At 72.6% G+C, this 25474-nt stretch carries 23 protein-coding genes; 11 read left to right on the top strand and 12 right to left on the bottom strand.

Annotation, left to right across the window (positions count from 1 at the left end; translation table 11 throughout):
• Positions 1–52: 52 nt before the first annotated feature.
• On the bottom strand, positions 53–2854 hold the full coding sequence (locus J5Y04_RS38835; RefSeq protein WP_209417255.1) for a PKD domain-containing protein: 2802 nt from the start codon (positions 2852–2854) through the stop codon (positions 53–55).
• A 290-nt stretch (positions 2855–3144) separates the two neighbouring features.
• Here J5Y04_RS38835 and J5Y04_RS38840 point away from each other — a divergent pair, with 290 nt between their 5' ends.
• Positions 3145–3762: a hypothetical protein gene (locus J5Y04_RS38840; RefSeq protein WP_209417256.1), complete on the top strand. Its 618-nt coding sequence runs from the start codon at positions 3145–3147 to the stop codon at positions 3760–3762.
• 121 nt (positions 3763–3883) lie between these two features.
• Here J5Y04_RS38840 and J5Y04_RS38845 read toward each other — a convergent pair whose 3' ends face one another.
• From J5Y04_RS38845 to J5Y04_RS43810, 4 genes are all read right to left on the bottom strand, one after another.
• A complete protein-coding gene (locus tag J5Y04_RS38845) occupies positions 3884–4267 on the bottom strand; it encodes a helix-turn-helix transcriptional regulator (protein ID WP_209417257.1) in 384 nt (127 codons plus the stop codon).
• Positions 4264–5019 (bottom strand): DUF6879 family protein, encoded by a 756-nt coding sequence (locus J5Y04_RS38850; protein ID WP_209417258.1) that lies wholly within the window; start codon positions 5017–5019, stop codon positions 4264–4266. Before J5Y04_RS38850 ends, J5Y04_RS38845 begins: the two co-directional genes overlap by 4 nt.
• A 456-nt stretch (positions 5020–5475) precedes the next feature.
• The gene (locus tag J5Y04_RS44095) at positions 5476–5637 is read right to left on the bottom strand and encodes an HNH endonuclease signature motif containing protein (protein ID WP_209417259.1); all 162 of its coding nucleotides are present in this window, start codon (positions 5635–5637) and stop codon (positions 5476–5478) included.
• A gap of 312 nt (positions 5638–5949) precedes the next feature.
• Positions 5950–7494 carry a putative Ig domain-containing protein gene (locus tag J5Y04_RS43810; protein WP_209417260.1) on the bottom strand — a complete coding sequence of 515 codons (1545 nt, stop codon included), beginning with the start codon at positions 7492–7494 and terminating at the stop codon, positions 5950–5952.
• Positions 7495–7724: 230 nt separating this feature from the next.
• On the opposite strand from J5Y04_RS43810, the gene J5Y04_RS38865 reads away from it, so the two are divergent.
• Both J5Y04_RS38865 and J5Y04_RS38870 read left to right on the top strand, forming a co-directional pair.
• Positions 7725–8459, top strand: a complete 735-nt coding sequence (locus J5Y04_RS38865) for a dienelactone hydrolase family protein (RefSeq protein WP_209417261.1) — start codon at positions 7725–7727, stop codon at positions 8457–8459.
• 143 nt (positions 8460–8602) lie between these two features.
• Positions 8603–9391: an isoprenyl transferase gene (locus J5Y04_RS38870; RefSeq protein ID WP_148645674.1), complete on the top strand. Its 789-nt coding sequence runs from the start codon at positions 8603–8605 to the stop codon at positions 9389–9391.
• Between the two features lie 69 nt (positions 9392–9460).
• Here the strand turns inward: J5Y04_RS38870 and J5Y04_RS38875 are convergent, their stop codons facing one another.
• From J5Y04_RS38875 to J5Y04_RS38885, 3 genes are all read right to left on the bottom strand, one after another.
• A complete protein-coding gene (locus J5Y04_RS38875; RefSeq protein ID WP_209417262.1) occupies positions 9461–9913 on the bottom strand; it encodes a hypothetical protein in 453 nt (150 codons plus the stop codon).
• The gene (locus tag J5Y04_RS38880; protein ID WP_209417263.1) at positions 9910–10359 is read right to left on the bottom strand and encodes a MarR family winged helix-turn-helix transcriptional regulator; all 450 of its coding nucleotides are present in this window, start codon (positions 10357–10359) and stop codon (positions 9910–9912) included. Before J5Y04_RS38880 ends, J5Y04_RS38875 begins: the two co-directional genes overlap by 4 nt.
• Positions 10360–10653: 294 nt before the next feature.
• Positions 10654–11613, bottom strand: a complete 960-nt coding sequence (locus J5Y04_RS38885; protein WP_209417264.1) for a hypothetical protein — start codon at positions 11611–11613, stop codon at positions 10654–10656.
• 242 nt (positions 11614–11855) lie between these two features.
• Here J5Y04_RS38885 and J5Y04_RS38890 point away from each other — a divergent pair, with 242 nt between their 5' ends.
• Positions 11856–12974, top strand: a complete 1119-nt coding sequence (locus J5Y04_RS38890) for an alpha/beta hydrolase-fold protein (protein WP_307853528.1) — start codon at positions 11856–11858, stop codon at positions 12972–12974.
• Between the two features lie 411 nt (positions 12975–13385).
• The gene (locus tag J5Y04_RS38895) at positions 13386–15749 is read left to right on the top strand and encodes a glycosyltransferase family 39 protein (protein ID WP_209417266.1); all 2364 of its coding nucleotides are present in this window, start codon (positions 13386–13388) and stop codon (positions 15747–15749) included.
• Between the two features lie 112 nt (positions 15750–15861).
• Here the strand turns inward: J5Y04_RS38895 and J5Y04_RS38900 are convergent, their stop codons facing one another.
• The 3 genes from J5Y04_RS38900 to J5Y04_RS38910 all read right to left on the bottom strand — a co-directional run bounded on the left by J5Y04_RS38900 (position 15862) and on the right by J5Y04_RS38910 (position 18851).
• Complete coding sequence (locus J5Y04_RS38900; RefSeq protein ID WP_209417267.1) at positions 15862–17478, bottom strand: alpha/beta hydrolase; 1617 nt, start codon at positions 17476–17478, stop codon at positions 15862–15864.
• Positions 17479–17577: 99 nt separating this feature from the next.
• Positions 17578–18327, bottom strand: a complete 750-nt coding sequence (locus J5Y04_RS38905) for an HNH endonuclease family protein (RefSeq protein WP_209417268.1) — start codon at positions 18325–18327, stop codon at positions 17578–17580.
• Positions 18328–18503: 176 nt separating this feature from the next.
• A complete protein-coding gene (locus J5Y04_RS38910) occupies positions 18504–18851 on the bottom strand; it encodes an NAD-dependent epimerase/dehydratase family protein (protein ID WP_209417269.1) in 348 nt (115 codons plus the stop codon).
• 127 nt (positions 18852–18978) lie between these two features.
• On the opposite strand from J5Y04_RS38910, the gene J5Y04_RS38915 reads away from it, so the two are divergent.
• Positions 18979–19245, top strand: coding sequence for a hypothetical protein (locus J5Y04_RS38915; protein ID WP_209417270.1), 267 nt, complete (start codon positions 18979–18981; stop codon positions 19243–19245).
• A gap of 39 nt (positions 19246–19284) precedes the next feature.
• Here J5Y04_RS38915 and moaA read toward each other — a convergent pair whose 3' ends face one another.
• Positions 19285–20280: a GTP 3',8-cyclase MoaA gene (gene moaA, locus J5Y04_RS38920; RefSeq protein WP_209417271.1), complete on the bottom strand. Its 996-nt coding sequence runs from the start codon at positions 20278–20280 to the stop codon at positions 19285–19287.
• A 145-nt stretch (positions 20281–20425) separates the two neighbouring features.
• Here moaA and J5Y04_RS38925 point away from each other — a divergent pair, with 145 nt between their 5' ends.
• From J5Y04_RS38925 to J5Y04_RS38945, 5 genes are all read left to right on the top strand, one after another.
• Complete coding sequence (locus J5Y04_RS38925; RefSeq protein ID WP_209417272.1) at positions 20426–21025, top strand: NTP transferase domain-containing protein; 600 nt, start codon at positions 20426–20428, stop codon at positions 21023–21025.
• A gap of 187 nt (positions 21026–21212) precedes the next feature.
• Entirely contained in the window at positions 21213–22082 is an 870-nt protein-coding gene (locus J5Y04_RS38930) for a hypothetical protein (RefSeq protein WP_245206346.1), read from the top strand.
• Positions 22083–22262: 180 nt separating this feature from the next.
• Positions 22263–23114 carry a hypothetical protein gene (locus tag J5Y04_RS38935; protein WP_374106212.1) on the top strand — a complete coding sequence of 284 codons (852 nt, stop codon included), beginning with the start codon at positions 22263–22265 and terminating at the stop codon, positions 23112–23114.
• A gap of 178 nt (positions 23115–23292) precedes the next feature.
• Complete coding sequence (locus J5Y04_RS38940) at positions 23293–24171, top strand: (2Fe-2S)-binding protein (RefSeq protein WP_209417273.1); 879 nt, start codon at positions 23293–23295, stop codon at positions 24169–24171.
• Between the two features lie 201 nt (positions 24172–24372).
• Positions 24373–25407, top strand: coding sequence for a DUF2637 domain-containing protein (locus tag J5Y04_RS38945; protein WP_209417274.1), 1035 nt, complete (start codon positions 24373–24375; stop codon positions 25405–25407).
• The last annotated feature ends 67 nt before the right edge of the window (positions 25408–25474 follow it).

Genomic DNA, 25474 nt, shown 5'->3' on the forward strand with positions numbered 1-25474 from the left:
CGGCACCCCGCGGACGGGGTGCCGGGCCTCGGGCCTTCGTGCGCTCGGGCCGCTACTGGTTCCGGTAGTAGCCGAAGAGGTCCGCGACGACGTGCGTCGTCCCGGCGTTGTTGGCGAGGTCGAACCGGCCCTGGGCGTCGACCGGGATCGTGGTGTGGTTGGGGACGTCCAGCCCCGGGGTGGCGTTGAGGTTGCTGGTACCGGGGCGGACGCCGCCGCCGGCCCAGGCCGTGAGGTGGGTGGGCGCCGTGGTCTCGGTCGCGGTCAGGTTGACGGCCGCGGCGGTCGCGCCGGCCGGGACGCCGCCCACCGTGCGGACCGAGCCCGGGCCGAACGGAGACCCGTCGCGCGAGTCGAGCAGCCGGGTGGGCGCGACGGGGGTGAACAGGCCCTTGCCGTCCGGGCTGTAGTAGCCGAAGACGTCGACCACGGCGTGCGAACGGCCGGCCCGGTTGTACAGCTCGACGCTGCCGTCCGCCCCCAGCGGGACCACCACCTGGTTGGGGATGTTCCGGCCCGGGACGGTGTTGAGGTTGGAGCCCGCGGCGGGGCGCGCGGTGCCCGCCGGGTAGACCGTGAAGAAGCCGGTGGAGGTGGACTCCGTGGCCGTCACGTTGAGCACCACCGAGGTGGCGTTGGCCGGGACGCCGCCGGCGCCGGCCACCTTCAGCCGGCGGGTGGCGCCCTGGCCGAGCGCACTGTCGTCGCTCCGGGTGTCGAGCAGCCGGGCCGGGGCGACGGAGGTGAAGCGGTCGGGGCTGTCGCCCTTGAAGTAGCCCAGGACGTCGGCGACGGTGTGGACGTAGCCCGCGTTGTTGCGGACCACCACCAGCCCGTCGGGGCCGATCGGGACCGTCACCAGGTTGGCGACGTCCTGGCCGGGACCGAAGTTGACGTTCGAGGTGGCCGACCGGGCGAGCTGGGACGGGTAGACGTCCAGGTGGCTGTTGGCGGTGCCCCCGGTGGCGGTCAGGTTCAGCACGACGGCCGTGGCGCCGGGCGGCACGATGTCGGTCGCACCGGTGCTGCGGCCGCGGACGTACAGGTCCATGGTCTCGCCGGGGCCGAGGCGCGGGTAGCGGCTCCCGGGCTCGCGGGAGTCCAGGATGCGGGTCGGCGCGATCGCGGTGAAGCCGGACGGGGTGTAGGCGACGGTGACCTGACCGGTGCTGGTCACGGTGGCACCGGACGCGTCGGTCACGGTGCCCTTCACGGTGTACGTGCCGGGCCTGGCGTACACGTGACGGGCGGGGCCGTAGCCGTCGACCGGCTGGGCCGTGCCGTCGCCGAAGTCGTAGGAGAGGTTCGCGATCGGCCACGGGCTGCTCGCCGTCGCGGTGACGTCGGCCGTGACGGCGAGCGGGTCGCGCCCGCTGTCCGCGGCCACCGTGAGGCTGGCGGTCAGCGGCTTGTCCTCGCCCACCCGCACCGGCCACTCCAGCCGGTCGGTGACCTTTCCGCCGCGGTCGTCGGTGACGGTGACCTGCGGGTGGTACTCGGCCGGGGTGGCGTAGGTGTGACGGACCGTCGCATCGGCCGTGGTGACCGGCGCGGTGCCGTCACCGAAGTCGAAGGTGTAGGCGAGCTTCGTCGGCCAGGTGTTGGTGGCGGTGGCCTTCAGCTCCACGGTGAACGGGGCGGGGCCGGTCGGGGGCTCGTACACGGTGCCCTTGGCTTCCAGCCGCACGTCGTCGAGGCCGACGACCTCGTACGCCCCGCGGTCGCGGAAGCTGCCGGCCGGGCCGGTGTTGGCGACGTCCGGGTGGTCGGCGGCGCCGTGCCCGAGCAGGTCGGTGGCGGGTACGCCGGGGGCCTGCGGATCGGCGGAGTCGATCAGGGCGGGACGGGCTTGATTTGGGTTCACCAGGGGTACGGACAGCGGCGAGTAGGTGTCGTCGAACTCGACGTAGGCGCTGTCATCGTGCTTGCCCTGCCCCGTCGCGGCAGCCAGGTTCGCGGCCCACATGTACGACACCCCGGCCCACTTGTAGGCGGGATAGAACTCCCCGGGCGAGGCGGAGAGAACATTGTTGTAGTCGAGACTGGTCCCTGCCGTCGAGGCGGGGGACACCTGGACCGTCCCCCTGGCCACGAGGTTGTTGGCTATCGTCGCGTGATCGGAGGCGCCGGCCAGGTCGATGGCGATCGCGGTCGACCACTGCCAGTGCACGGTGTTGCTGGTGATCAGCGTGCCAGGCGCGTCGGTCACGGAGACGGCGGGCGCACCGAAGACCCTCGCGAAGTCGTTTCCGGAGATCCTCGTCCCAATGACGCCCGCATCGAGCTTCACACCACCACCCGTGGGCTCGTAGAAGACCGACCGCTCGACCGTGACCTGCTCGCTCGGACCCGTGACGCTGACACCAGGCCGGACGGTCTCACTGTCCGACCTCCCGATCCAGTTGCCCGAGAGCTCGACCCGGCTCACATTGTCAAGTGCGAAGCCCTTCACCTCGAAGCCGGAGAAGACGATGTCGTGCTGACCCGATATCCGCACCGGCAGCCGCGACGGGCCGGCGATGGTCGGCTGGCTGTGCAACGCGGCCCTGCCCAGTCGCCCCCGGCCCCGGAAGGTGATCGGCTTACCGGGCTCGCCGGACCGCCGGACGACCACGTCCTCCAGGTAGTCGCCCTGGAAGACGTCCACGGTCTGCCCGGGCTGGACCTTGTCTGCGGCGGCCTGGATGGTGCAGAACGGCCTGGCCTCGGTGCCCGGACCACTGTCGGTGCAGAAGCCGTTGCTGGCCCTGACGTACAGGACGGCGGCCGGCTCGGCTGCGACGGCGGGCAACGGCAGCCCGACAACGGCGGACACCACGGCGGCGCTCAGGCCGACGGCATGACGAAGACGCACGGTGTGCTTCCCCCAGGGGTGATAGAGGCCCGGTCGCGCTCGGCCCGCTTGCGCTACGAGAGCCGTGGTCGCGCTGATGGAGCGTCTGCGGAGCATTGGTGAGCATTATGCGGGCAGGGATGATCGTTTCAGCCACCGGGGGTGGCCGGAAACGTTCCGCTCCGCCCAGCCTGCCCGGTCGATAGGCCTATCTGACGGACAGTTCGGCGCCTGCTGGATGAAATGATCCGTACGCAACAGCAGGAACCGGCAGCAGAATGGGGTGGCGCAGGGTGACGACCGTGGACAGGGTGCAGATCACCGGAGGCGACGACTGGACGATGCCGGTCGGTTCGCGGTTCCCGGACGCGCTGAGGGTGCGGGCCTTCACCGACGAGATGCCGGTGCCGGACGCGGAGGTGACGTTCACGGTCTCCGGAGCGGCTTCGTTCGCCGGCGCGGCAGGGACGGCCGGCGCGACGGTCACGGTCAAGGCCGACGAGGACGGGTTCGCCGCCGTCGAGCTCGTTGCCGGCGAGGAGCCCGGTGCGGTGGAGGTGACCGCCACCTGGGGCGACGACCGGGCGGTGTTCGGCCTCACCGTGAGCGCCGCGGAGCGCCTGATGCCGGCGCCGCTGGTGGAGGGGGCGTGGGAGGGCGCGCTCGCCCTGGGACGGATGACCCAGGTCACGGTGGTGGTCCCGGCGATGGGGACGCTGACGGCGGGGAGCGTCCTCCAGGTGGTGTGGGAGGGGGACGACGACGCCCGCTGCGAGGTGGAGCGCACCATCACCGTCAACGGGGAGGGCCTGAACCAGGCCTTCTACGTCGTGGCCGCGTACGCACCGCTCGGCGACACGAAGGTGAGTTACCGGATCTCCGGGGCCGAGTACGGCTCCCGGACGCTGGCCCTGAAGGTGACCGAGTAGCAGGCTTGGGACGTAGGACAGTTGAGGTCGCCCGGTGCTGAGAGCCGGGCGGCTTCGGTGTTTCTCAGGCAGGTTTTCCGCGGGGCGGGCTCGGCCGCCTTCTCGTGGTCGAGAAGGCGGTTCAATCGGCGGTCTGAAGCAGACCGGGAACCAAGGTCGGGTCGAACGACTGGCGATCGCTGGTCATTCGCCCCTGCGCCGCATGCGCCTCCTGCACCGGCCGAACACCACCGGCGAGTTGGCGCCGCCACGATCGGTACTGAGTCTCCACCGTCCGCAGTCGGCCCACCAGTTCAGCGGCAGCATCGGGCTTGCCAACGGCCTCGGCCCACGCGACCACATCGACCCTGGTGGGTGACTGCTTTCCGATCTCCAACTTGCTGACCTTGGACTGGGGCCAGCCCAGACGCGCGGCCAAGGCACGTCCGGACAACCCGCTCTCAGTGCGGAGTTCACGCATCCGGGCACCACGAGCAGAACGCGCCTGCTGATAGTCGGTGCTCACATGCCGGAAGGTACCTGAGCCCGGAACTCCGCGTAAGGCATTGCGTGGTGCCAGGCGGCATCACGGGCCTGGCAGGCGCGAAGGACTTCCAGCGGGTCGGTGACCAACTCCATTCCGATGGTGCGCTCTCCTTCGAAGTGAAAGCGCGCGACCGTACGGGAGTCGAAGAGCCAGAAGTCCGACAGCCCGGCCAGCCCCGCCACCTCGGCATCCGAGCGCCACATGTACCGGATGTCTTCGCCGGCCGCCACATTGGTGCGGGCGCACGCCAGCAGGTATCGCTGCCCCTCGGTCGGCGGATCATCCACCAGGCGCACCCGCTCGAACCTCTTGCCTTTGTCGACCATGCGGCGCACGTTCTCGAACCAGGGGTGCCCGACCTCTCCGGCGGTGTCCCCCGTCCGAAGGAACTCGGAGTAGGAGGGCATCTGCTTGTCGGAGAGGTACCCGGTCCTTGTCTCCAACCGCCACGCGGTGTGCTCAAAACCGTCGTTGATGAACTCGGTGATCTTCTGCTGGGGAACGAACTCCGGCACTGGCGTTGACTCCTTCGGCGCGAACCTCACGAGCAGTTCGCGGGGCACGACTACGAAGCCTTCATCGTCCTTCACGTACTTCAGTTGCGCCACGTCCTCCGGGTCCGTCACGGCGTACCCCTGCACAACCACTTCGCCGGTGTCCACGTCCTCGTACAGCGTCGGGCAGTCCCCGACCCCCGACGTACTGCCGATGACCCACAGCCGCCTTGCCATAGCCGTTCCTCTCGCCGACAGACAGGAAGGTCCCATGATCGGTCTCGACTGACGCCATGTCAGCGGTGATTCTCGATTATTCTCAGACGCCTCGCCGCAACTGCCCTGTAGCAACTCATACGGTTCGACCAACAGCGCTCACTGCCACGGAATCAGCATGAAGCGCTGACCGGCGAAGCTGCCATCAGGTAGCAGAACCGCTCCGCGGGGCATGGACACCTCCGATCAGGTAGGGCTTATTCCCCTTGCGCTGGAATGTGCCCCCCAAAAAGAGCCTCCCGCGCCAGACGATTGACGGCTTCACTTGCCTCATGACCACAAGCCGCAGCAAGCCGCCTACACCCCCTAAGTTCGAACTGCGTTTGGGTGGCCTGCACTTGACCATCCAGCGCATCCCTGAATGGCTGCTCGCTGCATCCACGACAACCAGCGGAAGCGTCCTCGCGGAAGGGGAGTTCACCCATCGGTGAACTCCCCTTCCGTCTCCCCTCGGTGGCACTCCCAGCACAACGGCCACACGTTGCTGTTCGTGTCCTCGCCGCCGAGGGCGAACGGGGTCCGGTAGTCCACGTCAACCAGCTCGGCCGGGAAGAACCCGGTGCACAGCCCGCACACCACGGAGCCCGCTCGGTCGATCCGCCGGCGAAGCCTCTCGGTGCCGCCGCGCGGCCCCTTCAATCCCTCGTATCAGCGACTCTACTGAGTTGCCGATACGAGGGAACTGTGAGGCTCCGGCCTTATGGCCCTGGCCGATCCCCGCTCGCCCGACAGTTGAGCACTTCTTGAGGCTCGACTGCGATATCAGTATGCGGACGACCTCATTCCGAGCGCTGCCACGAGTGCACGCCGACCTGAAGATTGGGATATGCGCAAACGCAAATGGCCGCCCGGTCAAGAACCGGGCGGCCACAGGGGGTTACTGCACAGGCGTCAGCTGGTGGCGATCGAGGTGTCGTCGATCACGAAGCTGGTCTGCAGCGAGGAGTCCTCGGTGCCGGCGAACTTCAGGGTGACCGCCTGGCCCGCGTAGGACGAGAGGTCGAAGGTGCGCAGCTGGTAGCCGGCGGCCGCGTCCACGTTGGAGTAGGTCTTCAGCGCGGTGCCGTTGACCGTGACGGTCAGCTTGTCGTACTGCGTGGAGCCGGACTCGGCGGTGTCGATGTGCAGGTAGAAGCTCAGCGACGCCTTGCAGCCGGCCGGGATGGTCACCGTCTGGGACAGGTTGTCCGAGTGGGTGGAGCCGTAGCCGTTCATCCAGGCCTTCCAGGAACCGCCGTGGGCGGCCTGCGAGGCGCTGTTGTCGACCACGCCGCTGGAGGCGGTCCACGGGGCGGCGGAGCCGGTCTCGAAGCCCGCGTTGCCGAGCAGCTGCGCCGGGATGCAGCCGTCGCCCCGGCTGATCGTCCAACTGAAGCTCGTCGTGGCGGTCTTGCCGGCCGAGTCCTTGACCGTGACCGTGACCGTGGACGTGCCCGCCGTCGTCGCGGTGCCGGTGATCAGGCCGGTGGACGCGTTGATCGAGAGCCCGGCCGGCAGCCCGGCGGCCGAGTAGGTGAGCGGTGCGGTCCCGCCGCTCGCCGAGATCTGGAGGTTGACCGGGGCGTTCAGGCCGGTGGACTGGGGGCCCGGGTTGGTGACCGAGACGGCGCCGCTGCCGGCCGGCTTGGTGAGCAGGCAGCCGCTGACGTTGAGGTCGATGACGCGGCCGTTGCCGAGGCAGGTGGTGAACCAGTAGGTCTGCTCACCGTAGCTCTGGCCCTTGGTGACGGTGGTGGTGCCGTCGGCCGCCACCTCGCACGGGTTGTTGAGGGTGCACATCGCGCCGTCGTCGTTGCCGGTGTTGTTGATGCCGACGATCTTCTTGGTCGCGGCGTCGACGATCGGCGAACCGGACGTGCCGTGCGTGGTGTTGCAGCCGGAGCTGTAGCGGATCGAGTCGTGCCAGGTCCACGCGTCCTCGCGCAGGGTGGGGACGAAGCCGTTGATCGAGCAGTCCCACACCTGCTTCCAGTACGACGAGGGTATGTACATCGCCGAGCCGTCGGCCGGGTGGGTGTCGCTGATGGTGAGGGCGGTGGCGCCGTACTTGCTGGTCACCGATCCGAAGGTGTCGGTCAGTTGGTACAGGGCGACGTCGGTGCCGGTCATCGTCGCGTACAGCACCTTGTCCGCCTGGACGGTGCCGAGCGAGGAGCCGGACGAGCTGAGCAGGGTGCCGCTGCGGCTGGCGCTCTGGTTCTGGATGACCACGCCGGCGGCCGGCATCGTCGGCAGGCAGTGGCCGTTGGTGAGCATCATGGCCCGGTCGGTGTCGACCGAGGAGGGGTAACGGACCAGCGAGGCCGAACAGTTGCTCAGTGCAATGGTGGACGTCAGGTCACCGGCCTGGACCGCCTGCGCGGGGGTGGCGGCCAGGGTGAGCCCACCTGCGACGACTGCACTCGCGCCGACGACGGCGGCAAGTCTCTTCAACATGGCTCTCCTTGTGGGGGATTGCGGGGCGTACGACCGGTTGCGGACGCCCGCGCCGCACGAAAGTGCCATGACCACCTCAATGCGTCAACCATGCCGGCAGAACTCGTCCGACCGGATTCCGCTCGCCCGACCCCCGCCGGCCACCCGGACGGCCCCCGTCATCCCTCACCCGCCCGTGGAGGCGTCTAGGATGCGGGCGGAACATTTCCGCAAGCCACACGGGGGAATTGATGCCTGGTCAGTGGAAGACGCTCGGCGAACCGGGCGGCGTCGAGGCCTACGTCCACCGCCCTGAGGACGGCGAGGTCCGCGGCGCGGTCGTCGTCTGCTCCGAGCTCTACGGCGTGAACACCTACGTCCGCGACACCTGCGCCGAACTGGCGGCGGCCGGGTACGTCGCCATCGCACCCGACTACTACTGGCGCAACGCCCGGCGCACCGAACTCGGCTACACGGCGGAGGAGCGCGAGTCCGGCCTGGTGCTGATGCGCGCGCTCGACCGCGACGAGCTGGTCGCGGACGCGGCCGCCGCGCTCGCGGTCGCCCGGGCCGAGGCCGGCGGCCGCGGCGTCGCCTTCATCGGGCTCAGCATGGGCGGGCACATCGCGGTGCGCGCGGCCACCGAGCTCCGCTTCGAACTCGCCGCCGTCTTCTACCCGGGTTGGCTCCTCAACAGCGGCTTCCCGCTGGTCGGCCCGGTCCCGCCGTTGGAGACGAGTGAGCGGATCGCCGCCAACGGCGTGTTCCTGCTCGGCTTCCGCGGCGAGCTGGACCACATCATCCCCGCCGAGGAGTGGGAGCAGGCCGGGCAGCGCCTGACCGAGGCCAAGGTCGCGCACGACCTCGTCACCTACCCCGCCGCCAACCACGGCTTCGCGTGCTCCGACCGCCCCGCCGACTACGACCCCGAGGCCGGTGCGGACGCCTGGCGGCGGGTGTACGCGGCGCTGCAGACGTACCTGTAGGCGCAACGGTCACGACGCCGGCGCGCGGGGGCGGGCCGGCGCCCCCGCGCACCACCGTGATCATCATCTACCCGTCGTGGCAAGGGGATCGGGCGGAGCGCTGGTACCGTCGACCGGATGTCGCACGAGGATGGAGACGGTTCATGAGGCTGCTGCCGCTGGTGCTCCGCCGGCCGATGGAGGCGGTGTACGAGCGCCGCCTGGCCGCCACGCTGGTGGGGCTCCCGCGCCCTCAGCACGTCGGGATCATGCTGGACGGGAACCGCCGGTGGGCCCGGCAGGCCGGGCACGAGGACGTCCGGGAGGGCTACCGGGCGGGCGGGGCGAAGGCCGGCGAGTTCCTGGGCTGGTGCACGGCGGCGGGCATCGGGCACGTGACGCTGTTCATGCTGTCCGACGACAACCTCGGCCGCCCGGCGGACGAGCTCGGGCCGCTCATCTCGGTCATCGAGGAGACCGTCCGGGCCATCTCCGCGCCCGGCCGCCCCTGGGAGGTCCAGGTCATCGGCTCGCTGGACCTGCTGCCCGGCGACAGCGCCCGGACGCTGAAGGAGGCCGCCGCGGCGACGGCCGGGCGCGGCGGGCTGAAGGTCGACGTGGCCGTGGGCTACGGCGGCCGCCGGGAGATCGTCGACGCGGTGAAGAGCGCCTTCGGGGAGCACATCGCGGCCGGTGGCGACCCGGTCGAGCTGGTCGAGCGGTTCGACGTCGAGGACATCTCCCGGCACCTCTACTCGCACTCGCCGACGGCCGACCGCACCGACTTCATCATCCGCACCTCCGGCGAGCAGCGGCTCTCGGGCTTCCTGCTCTGGCAGTCCGCCTACGCCGAGATGCACTGGGTGGACTGCTACTGGCCCGCCTTCCGCCGCGTCGACTTCCTCCGTGCCCTGCGCTCCTACGCAGGCCGGGAGCGCCGCTTCGGCAAGTAGGCAGGAGGCCGCGGCCGGACGTAAGGCGGCCGGACAGAGGGACAGCGGGACAGCCGACGGACAGCCGGGCTAGGCGGAAGCGGCGTCCCGTCGCCAGGGGAAGGGGGCGAGGTCGGGCTCGACCCAGCCGGCCTTCGCCTCCGGGGAGTCCAGGGTGGCCGCACGGTAGTAGCGGGCCGGAAGGTCCTTGTCGAGCAGGTCGGGGTGACGGTCGGCGAAGTCCGCGAAGTCGTCCCCGCCGTGTTCCGCCGCGTGGTGGCCGACCAGCTCCACCCAGGCCCGGGTGAGGGTCGCGTGGTACTTCTGCGGCGCCCCCGCCTTGGTGGCGGTGCGCAGAATGCCGTCGCCGACCAGGGAGACCGCCGCGGGGACGCCGACCGCCCGCACGGCCAGCCAGGTCAGGTGGACGTGCTCACGGTGGCCGAACCGCCCGGCGGCCGCGGTCACCTCGGCCAGCAGCGCCCCGAATTCGGGCGCGGGCGTCTCGGTCGTGCTGGAGTCGTGCAGGGGCCGGGCGGTCATGAGGACACCTCGGTCAGAGCCTGCAGGGCGGCACGGAGGCCGGTGATGGCGTCGGCCGGCAGTCCGGCCAGCGCGCGGCGCTCCAGGCCGCTGATGGCCTGCCGGATCGTGTCGGCGGCCACCCGGCCGGAGGGGGTGAGTTCGATGAGCACCGCGCGACGGTCCCCCGGGCGGGTGCCGCGGGTGATGTGGCCGCGCCGCTCCAGCCGGTCGAGGATGCTGGTCAGCGTGGTCGGGCGGGTACCCACGGCCGCGCCGAGCTCGGACACGGTACGGCCACGGCCGTCGGCCAGGTTGGCCAGCGCGTTGATCTCGGAGGGGTTCAGGTCCAGGTCGACCAGCTCGGCGGCGAGCACCTGGAGCGTGGCATGGGTGGCCCGCTGGAGCGCGAGCAGGGCCGACCACTCGGACGGCACGGAATCGGACTTCACGGAATCGGACTTCACGATTCCGAACTATACGATTTCGTACTACTTGCCGCCAAACGCGCTCCTCCCGGCCGCCGCCGCACTGGCAGCCTCTGCACCGGCATCCCGGCAACCAGCACCGGCGAGCGGGCGAGCGGGCGAGCGGGCGAGCGGGCGCGGAGGTCCGGGTCGCCGGGGTGGGGGTGGCGAGAGCCGCCACGAAAACAGTGGTGGCGCCGCCGGCCGATCCCGGCCCACGGCGCCACCACCACGACACGACCTCACCACGTCACGCCACCACGACGGCACCACGTCACGGCGTCACGGCCCGGCCTACGGCTCCGGGAACTTGTCCTCGTCGACGTCGCTGGTCTTGGCGTTGCCGCCGACCGTCGGCTGGAGCGTGATCGACCACGAGGTGTAGGTGCGGCCCGTCTCGAAGGCCATGGTGTCGTCGAACTTGCTGAAGTCGCAGCTCTGGGTGAACGCCTTGAGCGACGGGTCCCAGTCGACGCCACCGGCGAAGTAGACGTCGTAGGTGCCGTCCTCGACGCCCTCGATGGACGCCTTCTTGCCCTTGCCGATGTACACCGAGTGGATCGACTTGCCGTTCTGCGCGAGCGAGACCACCGCGTCCGAGCTGCCACCGTTGTCCACGTTGAGGACGCCCGAGCCGTTCAGCCGGCCCTCGCGGACCAGGGTGCCGTTCTCCTGGCTGCGGGTCTGGAGCTGCGGGGTCTGCGGGACGTTGAAGGTGACGGGGTAGCCGGCGGCGTTCATCTGGGCGAGGGCGGCGGGCACCGCCTTCAGGCCCTCGGACTGGCCGACCTCGGCGAAGGCGGAGGTGGTGGCGCAGACGTTCTTCTTCTTGATGTCGTTGCGCACCTTGGTCAGGTCGGTGGAGAGCTGGCCGAGGGCCACCACCAGCTGGCGCCGGGCGGTGGTGACGGTGGCCGGCTCGTCCGCGTAGCCGAGCCCGCTGCCCGCCTTGGTGGCGGCGGTGGCCGCCTCCTGGAGGGCGGTGGAGAAGGCGTCGAGGCTCGCGGACGCGTTGAGTTTGCCGAGCGCGGTGTTGACCGGGTCGATGTAGCCCGCCAGCACCGGACCGTACGGCGGCCGGGTCGGCGTCGGGGTCGGGGTCGGCGTGGGGGTCGGACTCGCGGTCGTGGAGGCCGCGTCGGTCTTCCCCGGCTTCAGGCCGAACCCGTCCGTGTCCCCCGACCCCCCGCCGGAGCACGCTGCCAGCAACAGCGTGGCGCCGACCGCCAGGCCGGACTTGGTGAAGGACTTCATGCCGCTCCCCCGGTGTGATCCCTGTGATCCCTGTGATCCCCGTGCACGTCGCGATCGCCGCGGTCGCGACGTGGCCACTGATGCACGGTGATCTCTCGTGCACGCTCCGTGCACTCCCCGCGGACATGATCCCGACCCTGGGGGACGCGGTCAACAGGGCGCACAAAGGGCGTACGGAAGCGCGGAAGGGGCGTACACGGGGGCGCGCAGAGCAGATGTCACGGTCAACTACGATCAGGCACGTGCTCAGGCTTACGGGACTCCCCCTCCAGATCATCGCCTCCATCGTCGCGATCTGCGCGTTCGCCGCCACGATGTGGCTCTGGCCGAGATTCGGCGGCCGCGGCTGGAAGGCCTGGCTCGGGCGGATCGGCGCCTTCCTCGCTACCCAGGTCTCGGTACTGGTCGCGATGGGCCTGATCGCCAACGGCTACTTCGGGTTCTACAGCTCCTGGACCGACCTGCTCGGCACCAACGGCGGTCCCGGCACGGTCGTCGACCACCAGCCGAACGCCGCCGTCGCCATCACCGGCGAGCAGAAGTTCTACGCGGAGCAGGGCTCGAACCCGGAGCGCGTCGGCCTGATCCACAAGGTCGCCGTCAAAGGAGCCACCAGCGGTCTGAGCACCGACGGCTTCGTCTATCTGCCCCCGCAGTACTTCCAGCCCGAGTACGCGCAGCGGAAGTTCCCCATGGCCCTGGTCCTGGCCGGGTACCCCGGGACGCCGGAGAAGCTGATCTCGCTGATGCAGTACCCCGCCTCCACCCTGGAGGCGATCGACCAGAAGAAGCTTCCGCCGACCGTCCTGGTGATGCTGCGCCCGACCCTCGTCAACAACCGGGACACCGAGTGCGTGGACGTCCCGAACGGCCCGCAGGTGGAGACCTTCTTCACCAGTGACCTGCCCAAGGCGCTCGCCACCACCTACCGGCTCGGCAGCGACCCGTCCAACCGGGCCGTGATCGGCAACTCGACCGGTGGCTACTGTGCGCTCAAGTTCGCGCTGCGCAAGCCGGACTCGTACCCGGCCGCCGTCTCGCTCTCCGGCTACTACACCGCGCCGATCGACGAGACCACCGGCGATCTCTTCGCCGGCAACGGGCAGTTGAAGCAGGAGAACGACCTGCTCTGGCGGCTGCACAACAAGCCGGCCGCACCCGTCGCGCTGCTGCTGGGCACCGCCTACGACGAGAACAACTACGCCGCGACCCAGGAGATGGTGAAGTCGTTCAAGGCGCCGACCAAGCTCTCCACCATCACCCTGGACACCGGCGGGCACAACTTCCACACCTGGACCCGGGAGATCCCCCCGGCGCTGGAGTGGCTGGGCAAGCACCTGACGATGCCCCAGCCGGCCTGAGCCCCCGGGCCTCCCGGAAGGACCACCACCCGGGCCGCCCGCCCGCCGCGCGTCGGGCGGCCATTCCGTCAAGCCGTCCGCAGCGCCGTCCGTCGACCCGACCGCAGGGCCGTCCGCCGGAACCCTGCCGTCCGTCGACCCGACCGCAGGGCCGTCCGCCGGAACCCTGCCGTCCGTCGACCCGACCGCAGGGCCGTCCGCCGGAACCCTGCCATCCGTCGACCCGACCGCAGGGCCGTCCGCCGGAACCCTGCCGTCCGTCGACCCGGCCGCAGAACCCTCCGCCGGCCCGTCCGCCGACCGTCCGCCGACCCGTCCCGCTGACCCGTCCGGGTGGTTCCGGCGGGGATCACAGGCCCCTCACAGCCGGGTCTCACGGTCCTCTCAGCCACGCGGCCGAGCGTATCGTCCATGACCACGACCAGCTTCTCCCCACCGGCCGGCGAACCGTGGCCCGAGGCCGCGAACTACCCGCCGCCGGAGGTGCCGCAGCCGGCCCCTGACGCACCCGCGGACGCGGCGGCGACGGCCGCACCGCTCTTCCCCGAGTTCCCGCTGCCGCCCGTCGGCCCCAAGGGCCCGGCGTCCTGGGCCGGCCGGCTGCGCACGCTCCCCGCCCGCGCCTGGCGCGGCCGCGCGGACGACCCGCGGTGGGTACGGCCCGCGCTGCTGGCCCTGCTGGCCGCGACCGCCGTCCTCTACCTCTGGGGCCTGAGCGCCTCCGGCTGGGCCAACTCGTTCTACTCGGCGGCCGCCCAGGCCGGCAGCCAGAGCTGGAAGGCCTTCTTCTACGGCTCCTCCGACGCCGGGAACTTCATCACCGTCGACAAGCCGCCGCTCTCGCTCTGGCCGATGGCGCTGGCCGCCCGGGTCTTCGGCCTCTCCTCCTGGTCGGTGCTGGCCCCGCAGGCGCTGATGGCGGTCGCCACCGTGGCCACCCTGTACGCGACGGTGCGCCGCCGCTTCTCCCCGCTCGGCGGCCTGCTGGCGGGCGCCACCCTGGCGCTGACCCCGGTGGCGGCGCTGATGTTCCGCTTCAACAACCCGGACGCACTGCTGGTACTGCTGCTGACGCTGGCCGCGTACGGGCTGGTCCGCGCGATCGAGGCGGCCGGCACCCGGTGGCTGGTGTTCACCGGGGTGATGTTCGGGCTGGCCTTCCTCACCAAGACGCTCCAGGCCTTCCTCGTCCTCCCGGCCTTCGCGCTGGTCTACCTGGTGGCCGCGCCGACCGGGCTCTGGCGCCGGGTGCGCCAGCTGCTGGCGGCCGGGCTGGCCATGGTGGTCTCCGGCGGCTGGTGGGTCGCGGTCGTCGAACTGGTGCCGGCGTCGTCGCGGCCCTACGTCGGCGGCTCGCAGGACAACAGCTTCCTCTCGCTCACCTTCGGCTACAACGGCCTCGGCCGTCTCAACGGCAACGAGACCGGCAGCGTGGGCGGCGGCGGCAGGCTCCCGGCCGGCATGGAGGCGCCGCCCGGTGGCGGCAGGGCGATGGGCGGCTGGGGCGAGACCGGCATCACCCGGATGTTCGACGGGGACATCGGCGGCCAGATCGCCTGGCTGATCCCGGCCGCGCTGCTCCTGCTGCTGACCGCCCTGTGGGCCACCCGCCGCCACGCCCGGACGGACACCGCCCGCGCGGCGTTCCTGGTCTGGGGCGGCTGGCTGCTCTGCACCGCGCTGACCTTCAGCTTCATGTCCGGCATCTTCCACCAGTACTACACGGTGGCACTGGCCCCGGCGGTCGCGGCGCTGGTCGGCATGGGCGTGGACGGGCTCTGGCGGGCCCGGCACCGGCTGCCGTACGCGGCGGTGCTGGCGGTCACCCTGGCGGTGACGGCGGTCTGGGCGTACGTGCTGCTCGGGCGCAGCGCGCAGTTCCTGCCGTGGCTGCGCTGGGCGGTGCTGGTGGGCGGGCTCGCGGCGGCGGCGACGCTGCTGCTGGCCGGGCGGCTCGCAGCGCGGCTCGCGACGGTCGTCGGGCTGGTGGGCCTGGCCGCGGCGCTCGGCGGTCCGGCCGCGTACGCGGTGGACACCGTGAACACGCCGCACACCGGGTCGATCGTGACGGCCGGCCCGGCGGTCGCGGGCGGCCGGGGCATGGGCCCGGGCGGGATGCGCGGCCTTCCGCCCGGCGGCAACGGCGAGTTCTTCTTCAACGGCCGGCAGATGACCCCCGGTCAGGGCGGCGTGCCGGGCGGCGTACCCGGGGGTGCGCCGGGCGGTGCTCCGGGCGGTGCTCCGGGCGGCCAGGGCGGCGCGAACGGCGGTGGCCTGCCCGGCAACGGCAACGGCACCGGCACCGGCACCGGCACGGACGGCCGTGGCGGCCGCGGCGGGGCCGGAGGGTTCGGCGGCCAGACGGGCGGGGCCCCCGGCGGCATGGGCGGACTGCTGAACGGCGCCCGGGTGAGCGACGAGGCCGCCGCCGCGCTCAGGCAGGACGCCGACCGCTACACCTGGGCCGCCGCGACCAGCGGCTCGCAGAACGCCGCCGGCTACCAACTCGCCTCCGGCGTCCCCGTGATGGCCCTCGGCGGCTTCAACAGCACCGACCCGTCGCTCAGTCTGAGCGCCTTCCAGCAGTACGTGCAGGAGGGCAAGGTGCACTGGTTCATCGGCGGCGGCTCCCGGCGCGCGGTGGGCGCCAACGCCGGCGGCGAGGCGCAGGAGTCGCAGACCGCACAGATCGAGAACTGGGTGACGAGCCACTTCACGGCGAAGACGGTGGGCGGCGCGACGTTCTACGACCTGACGCAGGCGCCCGGCTCCTGAGCCACGGCGAAGCCTCTGAGCGACGGCGAAGCTCCCGAGCACGGCGGACCCTGGGCAACGGCGAAGGGGCGCACCGCGAGAACCATCGCGGTACGCCCCTTCGCCGTGCGGGTCAGTCCGTCTTGCAGCGCGTCCCGGCGGCCGGCACGGTGCCGTCCACCAGGAAGGCGTCGACCGAGCTGCGGATGCACGCGCTCTTGCCGTACGCGGTGTGGCCCTCTCCCTCACGGGTGAGCAGCACGGCGTGACCGAGTTCGGTGGTGAGCTTCTCGGACCACGCGTACGGCGTGGCCGGGTCGCCGGTCGAGCCGACGACGACGATGGTGGCGTCGCTCTTGGACGCGACCGCGTGCGGCTTCTCGGCGGAGCGGAACGGCCAGATCCGGCAGTCCGGGTCGAACAGCGCCATCGTCGGCTCATGCCCGCTGACCAGCGGCGCCTTGGCGGCGAGCTCCGCGAGCGCGGCCTGCAACTGCTCACCGGTGGGCGCGTCGGTGGCACCGTCGGCGCAGTGGATGGCGGTGTACGCGTCCGCGGAGGCGCCGTACTTCCCGTCCCCGTCACGACCGTTGTAGCCGTCCGCGAGGTCGAGCAGGTACTCGCCCTTGTCGCGGAGCATGGCGAAGGCGAGGATGTTGCGCAGATTGGTCCACGCCTTCTCGCCGCCGTAGAGGCTGCTGATGACGCCGGTCCAGGCGGCGTTGGCGGTGAGGGTGCGCCCGTTGGCGGTCTTGAGCGGGTGGTCCTTGAGGCCGTCGAGGAAGCCGGCGAGCTTCTGCGCGGCCTTGTCCGGGTCCTTGCCGAGCGAGCACGGGTCCTTGGTCACGCAGTCGGCCGCGAAGGCCTTGAGCGCCCGATCGAAGCCGGCGTACTGCTCGATGTTGTGCTGGACGAGCGAGGTGGACGGGGAGGTGGCACCGTCCAGGACGAGCCGGCCGACCCGGTCCGGGAACTCCTCGGCGTAGAGGCTGCCGAGGTAGGTGCCGTAGGACATGCCGAGGTAGTTGAGCTTCTGGTCGCCCAGGGCACCGCGCAGCACGTCCATGTCGCGGGCGGTGTTGCGGGTGCTGACGAACGGCAGCACCTTGGCGTACTTGGCCTGGCAGGCCTCGGCGAGCACCTTGCCGTGGTCCGCACCCGGCGCGTCGGTGGTGACCCACTCGTCGCGGGCCTTGTCGTCCAGGCAGTTCAGCGGGCTGGTCAGGCCGACGCCGCGCGGGTCGAACCCGACCATGTCGAAGCGGTCGTGCAGCGGGCCCGCGTAGCCGTCGGGGCTTCGCTTGACCATGTTGACGCCGGAGCCGCCGGGCCCGCCGGGGTTGACCAGCAGGGAGCCGACCCTCTGGTCCTGTTTGAGGGCGGGGTTGCGGACGACGGCGACGTCGAGCGCCTCCCCCGCCGGGTTGGCGTAGTCCAGCGGGACCTTGAGGGTGGCGCACTGCACCACCGATTCGTCGATCTTCGTGGACTGCGGGTCGTCGGCGCACTGCGTCCAGGCGATCTGCTGGCCGTAGAACGGCTTGAGCGCCGGGTCCGCCTGGCCGGTCGGCTTCGGCGTCGGGGTGGGTGTGGCGGTCGGGGTGGGCGGCGCGGCGGTCGTGGCCGGGGCGGCGGCCGGCGACGTGGTACCGGAGGCCGCGTCGCCGGAGCCGGCCGAACTGGTGCAGCCGGCCAGGAGGGCGGCGGCAACGGCGGCGGGCAGCGCGCGCCGTGAGAACCGGGTGATCATCGAATGCACCGCACACGAATATCACCCGTTCATCACAGGAGTCACATCGCCGGCGAGGCCCCGGGAGGCAATGCGGACAAAGACTGGCGAAACGTTTCCTCAGCCGCCGCACTGCTGGAGCATGGCCTTCTTGTCGGCCTCGGTGACCGGCAGTTGGTACTTCAGCGACACCTGGGCGAACCGCACCGCGTACGCGCAGCGGATCGTCGTGTTGGCGGGCAGCCAGGTGGCCGGGCCGGAGTCGCCCTTGGAGGCGTTCTGCGAGCCGTCGGCCGGGATGAGGTTGAGCGGGTCGTTGGCGATCTGCACGCGCTTGCCCTTGTCCCACTTGGCCGCGCCCATCTGCCAGTCGTAGGAGAGCGGCATCACGTGGTCGATCTGGATCCTCGTGGCCTGCTGCTTCGTCCACTGGACGGTCTTGCCGGTGTACGGGTCGTCGATGGTCATCGCGGTGACCACGCAGTTCGAGCCGTCCTTGCGCTCCACCGCCCGGCCGTCGCGGGCCAGCAGGTCGTTGCGGGTGTCGCAGTTGTTGTGGCCGCCCGGGACGGAGTCCACGTTGTCCGTCCACGCCGGGCCGAACTCGTTGCGGTCGTAGCCGTCCTTCGGGCCGGCGGCGGCGGTGGCGACCTTGGCGATGAGGTCCCGGCCGGCCTTCTGGTCCTGCGGCGAGGTGAGCGGCGCCAGGCCGGGCCTGGTGCCGTCGGGGTTCTGCAGCGGGCTGGTACCCGCACCACCGGCCGGCGCGGCGCCGCCGGCGGAGGGCTTCCCGGCGCCGGAGCAGCCGGCCAGCGCCAGGACGGGTATCAGGAGGACGGCGGCGGACACGGCGGCGCGGCGGGCGGGCACGGAGGACTCCCGAAGTGGGGGGCGGCTGACGGCGAACCAGCAGACCAGCCGCCCCCTACCGCGTCAAGGCGGCGCAGCGCGGGGCGTTCGAGCATGTCCAAGCTCACATCCCGGCCCGAATCCACCATCCGGCGCGAATCCCGTACCCGGTGCGAAAGTACGCATCCAGCGTGAAATCACGCGTCCGGAGCGAAGTTCACGTACCGGATCGAAGCCCGCACCCCGGCGTCGGCCGGGCGCCCGTCACCCCCGCAGCGAGCGCACCGTCCGCGCGAGCACCTCGTCGAGCGGCGTCGCCGAGACGCCCAGGCCGGCGCGGCACAGTTGATCAGCACGGTCGCGCCCTCGGTGAGGGCGGCGAGCGCGTCGGCGTCGGTGGCGTCGGCGGCGATCCGCTCGATGCCGGGGTGCTCGGGCCCGCTGCCGCGCAGGGTGACCAGGCGGACCCGCTCCCTGGACTCGGCGAGCCGAAGCACGGTGGCGGTGCCGGTGAAACCGGCACCGGTGACGACGTGGAAGGACATGGCGCTACTCCGGGTTGGCAGGGTGATGGGTGTCGCGGCGCGGGCTGCGCGCCGTCGTGCTCCACTGTCCGACCGGGCGCCGCCACGGAACAGCGCCGCGGCTGCCAGGCTTCCGGAGGTTCTGGCCATGCCCTCGTCCGAGCGGATCCACCGGATCGCGGTGCTCGCCGTCCCCCCGGGTGGCGCGGCGTCCGTCCAGCAGCCCGGCCTGGGCGAGGACGAACGCGCCGGCGCACATCCCGTCGACCTGATCGCCGACCGCACCGGGTTCGGCACCCCCGACTCCCTGCGCCGCCACCTGCTGCAGCGGGTCGGCATGACCCCGCGCGCCTACCGTGCGCGGTTCTCCCTGACGGGCCGGGCCGCGCGCCGGCCGGCCGCGCGGACGCCGTGACCCCGGCCGTGCGGACGCCGTGACCCCCGCAGTGCCGGATCAGCCGCCGATCGCGGACATCGGCCGGTCCGGCCGGACGAAGCCGGCCGAGTTGATGTCGTGCCCGGGGCCCTTGCGGGCGATGGTGTTGCGCCAGGCCTCCTCGATCCGGTCGTCGCCGGCCCCGCCGCGCAGCAGGACGCGCAGGTCGGACTCCTCGGTGGCGAAGAGGCAGTTGCGCAGTTGGCCGTCGGCGGTGAGGCGGACGCGGTCGCAGCCGCCGCAGAACGGGCGGGTGACGGAGGCGATCACGCCGATCACGGTGTCGGTGCCGGCGATCCGCCACTCCTCGGCGGGGGCGTTCCCGTGCCGTCCGACCGGGACGAGGTCCCAGCGGGTGGAGAGCACGGCCAGGATCTCGTCGGCGGTGATCATCTTCGCCCGGTCCCACGCACCCTGGGCGTCCAGCGGCATGGACTCGATGAACCGCATCCGGTAGCCGTGCTCGGCGGCGAACGCGGCCAGGTCGAGGATCTCGTCGTCGTTGACGCCGCGCACCGGCACCGCGTTGACCTTGACCGGGGCGAGCCCGGCGGCCTGTGCGGCGGCCAGGCCCGCGAGGACGTCGGCGATCCGGTCGCGGCGGGTGATCTCGGCGTACCGCTCGGGGCGCAGGGTGTCCAGGCTGACGTTGACCCGGTGCAGCCCGGCCTCCTTCAGCGCACCGGCCGTCCGGGCCAGCCCGATGCCGTTGGTGGTCAGCGAGACCTCGGGGCCGAGCGCGGTGATGCGCCCGACCAGCTCCGGCAGTCCGCGCCGCAGCAGCGGTTCGCCGCCGGTGAGCCGCACCGAGGCGATGCCCAGCCGCTCCACGGCGATCCGTACCAGCCGGACCACCTCGTCGTCGCTGAGCACCTCGGCCTTGGGCAGCCAGTCGAGGCCCTCGGCCGGCATGCAGTAGGTGCAGCGCAGGTTGCAGCGGTCGGTGAGCGAGACCCGCAGGTCGGTGTGGACCCTGCCGAAGCGGTCCAGCAGCGGGCGCGGTGCGGTGTTCATCTGCCAAGTACAGGGGCAGCCGGGCGGGAGATCCAGCGGCCGAACCGCCGGGGAGCGGCCGCGACCTGCGGGTTCGCCTTGTGCATTCGTCCAACTGTGGGTTCGTACGGCTGCGCGGGCGGCCCCGGCCGGGCAGGCTGGGCGCATGCAGCTCGAACGACCCGTCGCCGCCCTCGTCCTGGCCGCCGGCGGCGGCCGGCGACTGGGCGGACGGCCCAAGGCCCTGATCCCGTACCGGGGGCGGCCGCTGGTGGAGCACGCGGTGGCGACGGTCCGGGCGGGCGGTTGCCCGGACGTCACGGTGGTGCTGGGCGCCGCCCGCGATCGGGTCCGGGCGACCGCGCACCTGCCGGGCTGCCGGCTCGTGGAGAACCCCGACTGGGCGGACGGCATGGGCTCCTCGCTGCGGGCGGGGCTCACCGCGCTGCCGCCGTCGGTCCCGGCCGTGCTGGTGATGCTGGTGGACACGCCCGGGGTCACCGCGGCGGCGGTGGCCAGGCTGGTGGCCGCCCACCGGGCGGGCGCCGGGCTGGCCGCGGCGGCGTACGGCGGGCGGCGCGGGCACCCGGTGCTGATCGGGGCCCGCTACTTCGACGAGGCGGCGGCGGGCGCCACCGGAGACGCGGGCGCGCGGGCGCTGCTGGCGGCGCACGCCGGGGATCTCGCGCTGGTCGAGTGCGCCGATGTCGCCGTGCCGGACGACCTGGACACCCCCGCCGACCTGGCCCGCTGGTCCGCCGGGTGACCGCCCGCGGCCGGCGCCGGCTCCCGATCCCCCTCGGGGGTGGCCCGACCTCCTCCTCCCTGGCGAGGGATCAGCCGTACACCCCTGATCTGTCCCTGAGGATTGCGGCATTCCGCGCCGCGGCCCCCGCGTTTCGGGGAGCATGGGACACGACCCTCCACCCCGATTCGAACGGACGGTGCCCGCGATGTCCGGACTGCCCGACGACTTCACCGGACACGATCCCGCGCAGCACGGGCCGGGGGCGGGTGGTGGTGCCCGGGCGATCCGCTGCCCCGCCTGCCGGCGCGAGCACCTGTACGAGCCGCCGTCGCTGCCCTGCCCCTGCGGCGCCTCGCTCAAGGTGCCGCTGCTGCGCGGCGGCGTTCCGGTGCAGGTCCGGTTCCGGTCCTGGGAGGACTCCTGGCTGAACATGCGCTGCCCGCACTGCGGCCGCTCGGACCAGTGGCCGCAGCCCGAGTTCACCTGCAACTGCGGCGCCACCGTCCGCCTGCCGGTGGACCGCACCACCCGCCTCGGCGGCAGCGCCACCACCGGCCGGGCCTCCGCGGGGCAGCTCGGCCCCGCCGGGCCGCACTCCTCCCGCCCGTCCCCGGCCCACCCGCACGGCGCGCCCGCGCCCGCCGCGCCCGGCGGGTCCGGTGCCACCGCCACGCCCTGGCGACGGCGGGCGCCGTTCCGCCCGCACCCCGTCCGCACCTCCCAGGACGCCGTGTTCACGGCCGCCCGCTACCTGGAGTGGCTCGGCTTCGAGGACCTGGAACTGACGGAGGCCCAGGAACGCGACGGCGTCACCCTGCTGGGCAGCCGGATGGTCGCCCAGGTGGACACCTGGACCGAGCCGGCCGACGTGAAGTCCGTGGAGTGCCTCTGGCTCCAGACCCTGCACGCCGAGGAGATGGCCGCCGCGATGTTCACCCTGGCCGGCTACTCCCACCAGGCCACCGTCCGCGGCGAGCAGCTGCTGGTCGCCCTGTTCAGCCTGGACCTCGCCGGGGTGCCGCAGCCCGCCAACGGCGCCGCCGAGGCCCTGATGGAGACCGGCTGGACGTCCTGAGCCGGCCCGGCCCGCACGGCCGGCCCCGGAACGCTCTCTAGATCATTCCGCCTCCGAACGCAACAACCTGCGCTCGTGATCTGGTGCACAAGCTCACCCCCGTGTTGAATTGCCGCCACAGCGCGGGCCTTGGGGGTAGAGGCCCGTGCCCTGCTGGATGGCGCACACAAGGAGGTGGCGTTGTCGGAGCACGGATGGGGCCCGAGCGGCCGGGACGGGCGGGAGGGGCGCGGGCGGGCGGCGCCCGCGGAGCCGGGGGACACCGTGTGGCGGCTGCGGTCCCGGGCGTGCTGGCAGGAGGCCGCGGAGCTGTTACGCCCGGCCGCCGAACGAGACCCGGCGGCCGCACTCGGCCGGGCCGAACTCCTCATCGAACAGTGCCTGTTCACCGCCGCCCACTGGACCCAGGCGGAGCAGGCGCTGCGCCTCGCCGAGGCCGTGGTCACCACCACCGAGCAGCGCGCGGCCGCCGCGTGCGCCCGCGGGTTCCTGGCGTACGTCGCCAGCGTGCTCGGCGCGCGCGACCGGCTCGACGAGGCCCAGGCGGCGCTCGGCCGCACCTCCGCGCTGCTCCCGCCGGACGCCCCCGGGCGCCCGCTGCTGGACTTCCGTCGCGGCCTGGTCGCGGAGAACCTGCTGCGCGACCGGACGGCCGCCTGGATCGCCTACCGCCGGGCCCACGAGGGCGCGGGCGAGCGCGGGGACGAACTGCTGCGCTCCTACACCTGGCGCCACCTGGCCGCACTGGCCCAGGCCGCCGGGGACCACGACCGGGCCAGGGAGGGGTTCGACGCCTCGCTGCGACTGCGCGAGCAACTCGGTTTCACGGTGGGGGTGGCGCCCGCACTGGCGGCACTGGCCGAGGTCTCCGAACCGGGCGAGGCGGCCCGGATGCGGGCCGAGGCCACCAGGCTGGTGCAGGCGCTCGGAGGCGTACCGGTGTGGCTCGCGCGCCAGCTGAGCGCGGCGCGCACGCCGGGCGCTCCCCCGGACGGGCTCATCGGGCGGGACCCGCGGGGAACTATCAGCTAAGGTGAGCCTAACCTGGCCGGGGGGAGCAGTACCCCGGCCGGGTTCGCCTTGCCGTTCCCGGGCTCAGCCAGGCCCCGGCCGGCCGGGGCCTGGCCACGGGCGCGCGCCCGCACGACTTCCGGCCGGGACCGGCCGGGCGGTCCCGCACGGGCGCCCGTCGACCCGATGGGGCCGCACCATGACCGCGAGCAGCACCGTCCACTGGACCACCCCCGCCGTGCCGGCCGCCGCCCGCGCGCCGCAGCCGTGCACCGCGAGCCACCGGCGGATCGGCGAGCTGTTCCCCGCCCTGCGCGTGCACTGCACCCCGCCGCGCACCGGCGACGGCTGGCTCGGCGGCGCCGACCTGCTCGCCCGCCCGGAGGCGCTGCGCGAACTGATCGCCCACGACGCCCGGCAGGGCCTGGTCCAGTACGGCCGGCCGCTGCGCCCCGACGTGGCGGCCGGCTTCGGCCTGCACCGCTTCACCTGGGCGACCGCGCTGCTGTTCACCCTGCCCTGGTTCCTGGAGCGCCGGGTGCCGCTGCTCACCCCCGCGGACGTCTCGGTCCGCCGTTCCTCCGGCGAGTTGACGGCCCGTCCGGGCGCCTTCGTCTGCCTGCCCGGCGACCCGGCGGCCGGCCTGCCCGGCGCCCGCACGGCGGACGGCGAACCCGAGCTGGCCGCCGGGCTGCGGACGGCGCTGGCCGGGTTCCTGACGCCGGTGCTGGCGGCCTTCCGCCCGGAGGTGCGGCGCGGACCGCGCACCCTCTGGGCGATGGCCACCGACGCCGCGGTGGAGGGCCTCTGGCACGTCGGCGGGCTGCTCGGCGAGGAGGAGCGGGCCCGCACCGAGCTGACCGCGCTGTTCGCGCCGGCGCCCGCGGAGTGCACGCCCGGCGCATCCGTCTCACCGTTCACGCCGGGCGCGGGTTTCACCCACCCGGCGCCGGCGGCCCCCGGCACTCCGCACCCCGGCCCCCCGGACGGCGACCGCTCCCGGGCCAGCTGCTGCCTCGTCTACACCGCCCGGCCCGAGGCGATGTGCGGCGGCTGCCCCCGCATCACGCGAGGTTGACCGGATTCCCTTCGGGCCCCGCCTCGGCGGCCCCGGAATTCCGGGAACCAATGACCCTTCATAAGTAAGACAATGCGACTTCTCCCACGTCAGAAATCCCTCTCCTCAGCGCATTGACGGCGAATCGGCCAATACCCGCCCGCATATCCGTCATGATGGTCCCCGCCATCACGACGCAGGAAAGCGAGGCTGGTCCAAGCGATGAAACTGTCCGATATACCGCTCGGTTGGGCCGTCACCGGCGTGGCGGTCCTGCTGGTCACCGGCCTGCTGGTGGTCCTGGCCCGGAGCCGGGGATCCGCCGCCGGACCGGGCGGCGTGGATTCCTGGGAGCGTTCCGAGGAACGCCGCCGCCGCAAGGAGTCCCTGTACGGCGGGGCCTCGTACACGCTGCTGTTCTGCTGCGCCGCCGTCGCGGCCGCACTCTCCTTCCACGGCCTGGTCGGATTCGGGGTGCAGAACCTCAACCTGTCCGGGGGCTGGGAGTACCTCGTCCCGTTCGGCCTGGACGGCGCGGCGATGTTCTGCTCCGTCCTCGCCGTCCGCGAGGCCAGCCACGGCGACGCCGCCCTCGGCTCGCGCCTGCTGGTCTGGCTGTTCGCCGGGGCCTCCGCCTGGTTCAACTGGGTGCACGCCCCGCGCGGCTTCGGCCACGCCGGCGCCCCGCAGTTCTTCGCGGGGATGTCGCTCTCGGCCGCCGTACTGTTCGACCGGGCGCTCAAGCAGACCCGCCGGGCCGCCCTGCGCGAGCAGGGGCTCGTCCCCCGCCCGCTGCCGCAGATCCGGATCGTCCGCTGGCTGCGCGCCCCTCGCGAGACCTACGCGGCCTGGTCGCTGATGCTGCTGGAGGGCGTCCGCAGCCTGGACGAGGCGGTGGACGAGGTCCGCGAGGACAAGCGGGAGAAGACCGCGGAGAAGGAGCGCCGCAGGCTGGCCGGCCGCCGCGAGCGGGCCGAGATCAGGGCCATCAACCGCACCAACAGCGTCTGGCGCCCGCGCGGCGCGGCCCGGCAGCTGGAGTCCGGCCAGGAGTCCGCCATAGCCGGCGCGCCCGCGGCGGACCGGCCCGCCGTCGAGGCGTCGGCGCCCGCCGAGGGCCCGGTCGCCCAGCAGGGCCTGCCGGCCCGCCCGGAGCGGCGCACCATCGACCTCACGGCGGAGGAGGACACCGTCGCACTGCCCCGGCTGGACTCGCTGGAGCGCAAGCTGAAGGACCTGGAGCAGCAGTTCGGCTGAGACTCCCGGCGTCCCGGCCGGAGCACCCGACCGGGACGCCCCGCCGGGACGGGCCTCAGGTCCCGTC

The sequence above is a fragment of the Kitasatospora sp. RG8 genome (genome assembly GCF_017813315.1).
Taxonomy (GTDB): domain Bacteria; phylum Actinomycetota; class Actinomycetes; order Streptomycetales; family Streptomycetaceae; genus Kitasatospora.